3 protein-coding genes are annotated in these 6,958 nt (G+C 46.2%); all 3 read right to left on the bottom strand.

The window, feature by feature from the left end; translation table 11 throughout:
• The coding region (locus A3763_RS11170) for an endonuclease/exonuclease/phosphatase family protein (protein ID WP_369823109.1) at positions 1-552 on the bottom strand (552 nt) is incomplete at its 3' end.
• 142 nt (positions 553-694) lie between these two features.
• Positions 695-1,369 carry a thiol:disulfide interchange protein DsbA/DsbL gene (locus tag A3763_RS11165; protein WP_082865026.1) on the bottom strand — a complete coding sequence of 225 codons (675 nt, stop codon included), beginning with the start codon at positions 1,367-1,369 and terminating at the stop codon, positions 695-697.
• A gap of 184 nt (positions 1,370-1,553) precedes the next feature.
• The gene (locus A3763_RS11160) at positions 1,554-6,929 is read right to left on the bottom strand and encodes a thrombospondin type 3 repeat-containing protein (protein WP_156495050.1); all 5,376 of its coding nucleotides are present in this window, start codon (positions 6,927-6,929) and stop codon (positions 1,554-1,556) included.
• Positions 6,930-6,958 lie beyond the last annotated feature (29 nt).

Genomic DNA, 6,958 nt, shown 5'->3' with positions numbered 1-6,958 from the left:
GTGCATAATCACCAATACGATCGGATCTTCCTCTTTTCCGTACTCGGCAACAATCACGCCTCGGCCAGGTATTAAGCCAGGCAAGCGATGCTCTTCAACCTTGATTGGCCGGAAACGACTTAACAAGCCATTACTATGCTTTGCTACAGGACCAAAATTTCTATTTAACTGCTGATACCAAAACGGCAAACCTGCATTACTCGCAAGGTATTCGACCTGATTAATAAATCCGCTGCGCAAGCTACCGCCATCGACCTCCTGCAAAGCCACCATATCGTACTGACTAATCAGCTCAGCAATTTTATCCAGATTGTCTTGCCGCTTTTTGTGAGGCAAAACGTGCTGCCAACTACGTGTCAGATAGTGACGGTAGGAAGAGGTGGAAATACCCACTTGAATATTGAAGGTTAATAGTCGAATCGTTTTGTCTGTTTCAAGAAACGGGGTCTTTTTCAGTTCTTCAGGGTGCACCTGTTGCGATGCTGCGTTTTGTAGCGACTCATTGATCGGCGTAATCAGTTCACTGATACGATGTTTGATTCGTTGATACATAAACTAGAATTACCCTGTTTCACGACGACTATTCATTACCACATTAATCGGCCTTAACAACAGCATAAGCGGCCCTTATGATTTTCTCAAGGCAAAAAAAATGGGGCTCATCACCCCATTCTTAAAAACGACAAATCCGGCACTAGTTCTTCTTAGCTTCTCGTTCTTTATTAACCAGATAATTCGCAATCTTTACCATATTGCCAAAGCTGCCTGCGTCACGAACACCGATTTTGTATTTGCCATTAACAATCAAAGCCGGTACACCTGTAATACGCAACTTCTTGATCTTGTCTTGAGCTTTTTTGATCGCCTCATCTATCTTGGAAATCTTTCTAAACCCACTGGCCTCAAATACCTTATCAAAGTCTTCAGACTTTATGCCTTTATCCATAAACAAAACTTTTATGTCGTCTACGTCTTTATACTTCTTAGGGTTCGATACGATCTTATCGAATAAGTACTGGTGCATCTCTTTGTACACACCCAGGAACTCAGCTGCGTAATAAGCTTTTGCATGCTCTACCCAACCAGGGAAGGTTGCTGGCATTAAACGGAAATCTACATCATCCGCCAAGCTTTTCTCCCACTCAGGTAAGTGGTCATTGTTAAATTCGTAACAATGCGGGCAGCCATACCAAAATAGCTCTAGTATTTCTATTTTAGAAGGGTCTGCGGTTTTTACCGGGTAAGGCAATTCTTTATAGTGGCGCCCTTTTTCCCAAAGATCCGCTGCAAAACTCATTTGACTAAGCAGTAGCATGATCGCTACAAACGGCATCAACCAAAAACGATTCTGGCTCTTTTTATCAGACACAAAGGCCCCCTTAATAACTATTTAAACGAACTATCCATAATAGCTTTAAGGTTTTACAGGTCAATAACACCTAGATGACCATTTAGTTAGAGTCTGGGTAAATGCCTTTAGTAGGCCTATCGTCTGGCCGGAAGGTATAGATACGAAAAAGCCAGGTCGCTGACCTGGCTTTTTTTACTTCATTTTAAGGTAAGGGCTGTTTAAATGCTTTATCCCGGAAGAAGGAACCTAATCCGGTCGATGCATCAACTTGCCACCAGCCAGCGAACCCCCATACTTCTGTTGTTTCTGAGTTATCATCTGCATTTGATGTGTCGTCTGTTACTGATTCAACATAAACATAATCGAGTGAACTATCCGGGCAATCAACAGTTGATGTACCGCCGCCCTCAAAACATATCAAGATTTCATCTGTTGAAGTATCGAGCGACCAGCTTAAACCTGTCTCAGAACCTCCATCCCATACTTCTGAAAATACGCCCCCGCTAGCAAAAATCATTTGCTCACTTAGGTTATGTTCAAAAAAGTAGGTACCCAATAAATCACTCTCAGCCGTCAAATCAACAGGGCTAGGCACTTCTGAGGCTAAGGTAGACTGAGTCACCATTAGCTCGGCACGCGTAGGTCCTTCCATCATACCGTCCTTTTTGACGACAATTTCGGGCCTGAACAAGTCACTAAAATCAGCTAATGCCACGTCATGTACTTCAGATAAACCAGCAATAGTAATTTCAAGATTACCTGAGCTATCTACCAACCAAGTTGTTGCCTCATCACCTGTATCTGTTGTTCCAGCACTTTCGTCATCATGCCTCCAGACGAATCGTCCAGTATTACCTGAGCTGTCAAATACATAATATTCTTCATACTCTGTCGAAGTGCCATCGTCATACCATTCTCTTAAGAGACCAGAACCCAGAACTCCCAGCTCTTGCCCTTGCGTCAGAGTTGCAGAGTCCGAGAAGTCCACTCCATTATTGCTTGCCGCAGCAAATGGATCTGCGCCCACACGCTGAAGTACAAAGGAACCTTCACCATCATCTAGGCTAAGCGCGTCTCCATTTAAAGACATGCTCCAACCGAGACCTGAAGGATGAGATAAACCGCCCTCACCGTCGCTTTGACCCAGCACGGAAACAGAGAAATCTCCTGTTTCCTGATCCCAGGTATAAGTTCCGTGCTCTGCTGAAGTTGGCACTATCACACCAACATCATGCTCTTCTCCGTTGTTGGTATGCATAATGATGTAGCGAGTTTCATCCACAAAAACCAGAATATTCATATTACCCGGCTCAGGTATCTGCCAGGCACCAATTAGTGGGTTCGTATCAGAGTATCCTCGCACAAGCTCATCCGGGCCTATATCATCATCGAACGTTAATACATCGCCATCGATCACCATGGTCATCTCGCCAATGGCATTATCAAGCCCTCCATCACCGTCACTTTCGCCAACTTTATTTGGTTCAAAAACACCGCTTGTTGGGTCCCATGTATATGTGCCATGCTCTGCAGAAGTTGGTAGCACACCATAAACCGGATCGGATTCCGAGTTTGCAGTATGCCCTACGATATAATTCGCATCACCATAAAAGACAACTGCATGGTAGTCACTGCCACCGTTATCAAGTAGCCAAAGGCCGATATTCTCTCCAGCCGGAGCACCGCCCGTTCCGCCACCATTACCCGGTAAGATGACAGCCGCTTTCAGATCCTCAAAAGCTACATTATTGAACATCAGTTCCTTATCACCGGCGCCCTGTAGCTGTACTCCTCCTCGGCGCACAATCGGCCCTGCCGTTTCGGAATTATCAACAAAGATAAACTGGTGACGCTCTTCACTATCCAAATCAACGAGCTTCGCTACCAATTCAGGCACCTCGAAAGAAATAACTTGATGTGAATCGATGGTTGTCGAGCTTATCGCCAGTTCAGCTATATGGAATACATCTGAAGAGTGGTCATAAACTTTCACAAAACCAATCCCTGCATTTTGATCACCGTCCAAACCACTGCCGTCACCTGAAGTCGACTCAAGATAAGCACGAATATGGAATGATCCACCATGATCATAACCATGACCAATATACAGCCCCCGATCAGACACTTCTTGCGTCACTGGCTGAGCAAGTAGCTCTGCCGCGGTCGAAAATACATCAGCAAAAGACGTCGCTGGAATTGGATCATGAATACCATCCTCATCAGGGTCTTCAGCGACAAAGCCTATTGGCACCACATTGTCGCAATCAAGGTTTGAAGCAAACCAAGGTGACCAGTCTGCATCACACTCGAAAATATACGAAGTGTTAACAGCGCTGAGCTCTGCAACAAAGATCTCTGCGCCATCACTAAAGACGGCATCCGCATCGAAAGCTTCATCACCAAAGGCTAAGTGAACTGGCAAACCAGAGACATCAAAGGCGGACAAATCTACATCCGTCGCGACAACATCGTTGGGATCACCATCAAAGCTTGCTGCAACTCTCGCGGTCTCACCAAGCGTTTCTGATCCATCGGCACCGTAACCGACAATGATAAACAGGTCATCAAGTCTTTCAATGCCATTGGCTGTCAGTACCGACATTTCTCCTGCACCGATATCTTCTGAGCTACGATCAACCCACATGCCAGTTTCAGGGTCTAACTCAAATAGCGTCTCAAGCTCACCACTTATTGTTCCGTATTCAAACTCAAGTTGAGTATTGCCCGCAGCATCGTGGTCATAGTCTATTTCAAACCATGTTGCCCCCGTAGAATCAATATCGCTTTCGGTAATGGCAACGGGTGCCGAGCCTGTATAAGTGCCGTTAGAAGAACAGGTTAAGGTTTCACTTTCATTTTGCTCTGAATCCGTAAAACTCCCACCAGCTATACCCGTACCATCATAGTTACCTGATAGTACAAAGCTTCGACCCGGTTCGTTATTAAGCTCTTCTACAGAGAAATCGCCATTAGTATCGATCGTACCAATCGACATCCAGCCGTCTTCGCCGTCACCTCCATTGAGAATAACCTGGTTTCCTTCCTGCTGTACTCGAACCAAAGCAAAACCTGATAACTCATCTTCCGCAACACATTGATCACCAGAGTCATTTAGCATCTCGTTATCTGGGTTAGTTCCGTCAACACTCCAGGCAAGTAGGTACTCACCAGACATATTAGGAACACCCGAGCCATCGCATGTGGTATCAGCTGTATATGGACAAGCATCGGCGTTATCACCGATACCATCGCCATCGGTATCAAACTGCTCTGTCGCATCATCAACAAACGCATCTTCCTGATCGACAATACCATCACCGTCAGCATCTTCGACTGTAGTACCACCAGTCCCACCATTATTCATTGCCATCAAGAAGGATTCAGCTGATAGTTGCCCATCAAAGAACCATTCCGTGTCATCAGAACAAGGTACAGACCCCCAACATACCAGTAGCGCACCATTTTCATCATCGACCCCAAAGGCGTGAATATATTCTGTTTCTGTGCCTCCATTGAGTGATAAAACCAAGTCCCCGGCTTCTATACTCCAGTCACCTGAATAGTGTGATTCTCCGCGCGACAAGGCATTGTCATCTAGCTCAGCACTAAACGAGCCATCAGAATTAAAGGTCATGGACTCCATAATGTAGTAAGGGTCGCCACCATCATCTGGCGCATCGTCGAAGTAAACATTAAAGCGAGTTTGGTCAGAAAGTTCTTCTACCGTAAACATATGACCAGAGGTGTCTCCCCCATCACAGGCATCACCTATTCCATTATGGTCGCTATCTTGCTGATCACTGTTTGCATCAGTCGGACAGTTATCAATATCATCCGGTATACCGTCTGAGTCACTGTCAGTCGCATCTTCACTCACTGCATACAGCATGCTAGCAATGTAGTCATTAGCTTCACCATCATGGAAGAACTTGGTAGAAATATGAGGGAAGCCATCAGACAAGATGCCTAGCTTACGAGAGAATACTCCTGAAGCACTTGTCGCCGTAAAGCGAACAAAGCCAGAATCTATCGACCAGGTAGTCGTGTATTCAGTTCCAGTGTGATGGTCTTCGAAGCTGCCGGTTCCACCGCTATCAAAAGCAACCGTATCTTGCTCGCTGTACCAAACGGTATCGTTCACTTCTTCTGTCGTTAGCAGCTTATCCAGGCCGCCACAGTCCTCGACAGCTTGGTCGTAGTCCGCTTCAACCGCGCCACTTTCGACATCCCCTGTGGTACAGGCTTCTGGGCCGCTAGTTCCCATATCACGCATCCACTGTGCAGGGCCGTCATATTCAATACTGGAATCATTACCTTCATCGATTACCGCACGAATACTCCCATAGTCCACAGACCCGGAAGTCAGCGTATATTCATCCCAGTCATGAGAACCGGTAGCAGTAGTAATTTCCAAGACTAAGGTTTCACCATCGATTAACCAGGTAAACTCTTCTCCCTCTGCAGGACCGTCTTCAAAGAAAACTGTCCCCGTACCATCATCTCGTATTTTGTAGAAAGCCTGGCTCTCAGGCTCGGTGTCACCTTCTGGGAAGGTGATTGCAAAGTGACCAACCACATTCTCAGCTGTGAATACACCGTCTTCAGAACCACTGCCACTACAGGCATCTCCAACACCATCGCCACCCGTATCTGCCTGGTCGGGGTTTGGCACATCGATACAGTTATCTTCACTGTCTACAACTCCATCGTGGTCTGAGTCTGGCTCTGGAGGAATATAGCTAAAGTTACCCTGAACCTCCTCAATCGCCGGACCATTCAAGCCACTATCATAATGGTGCTTACCTGCTTCGCGGAAATGCCCAGTACGAACATAGAGCTGACTGTCGGATGAGTCTTCGATCATTGAAGCAATCACAGCATCAGGCATTTCATCACCAAACTCTTTACCAAGCTCTGTAGGTAAAGCGAAAGAAATCACCAAGTTCGTATCATCACCTAATGGGTCCTCTATCGTCCAACTTGAAGAGTGATCGAGTGCTTCAAGCGACTCGCTATCCCAGTCATAGATATAGAAGCTGACATCACCACTTGTACCCTCATCACCACTTGTGTCGGCACCCGTTAGGTAGGCAAAAACTTCACCTTCATCAGAGTAACCCGCTGGCATACCCTGCCATTTCTCTGTCATTGAAGAGTCTGCTTCATAAATAATGTCACCTAACGAATCGGCTAACACAGGGCTACCCGTACCGTCATCTGTTTCCATTGCATTATGACAAGCCATCGTTGGTGCGGTACCGTCTGCCGGACCATCATCAGGTGCTCCCCCGCAGCGAACTTCATAAACATCCAACTGCGACACAGCATGTATCCCCAAAGCCAAGACCTCACTACCTGCAAAGACTTCTTCAGGCGCTGTTAGGCCTTCTTCACTCCACTCACGAGGGATCAAACCAAACATTGGCTCTTCCGTAACATTCGCAGAGAATGGCGTTACTTGCCAGTTCGCTAAAATGTTATCGCTTGCATCCTTTGCAACCACATTAGCTGTAACACCTGGCGTACCCTCAACCAACATTTTGTCTGATACTTCAACCCAACCATTGGCTCCGAGCATGAAACTTGAGTCTTCCTCAGTTTCCTCTA

The organism is Oleiphilus sp. HI0128 (assembly GCF_001635365.1).
The sequence above is the reverse complement of the archived record's forward strand: the minus strand, read 5'-3'. Positions and strand labels throughout refer to the sequence as shown.

Excerpts from the sequence above, each read along its gene's own strand:
- A3763_RS11160 (WP_156495050.1), bottom strand. The coding sequence starts at position 6,929 with ATGCTCGGAGCCAATGGTTGGGTTGAAGTATCAGACAAAATGTTGGTT.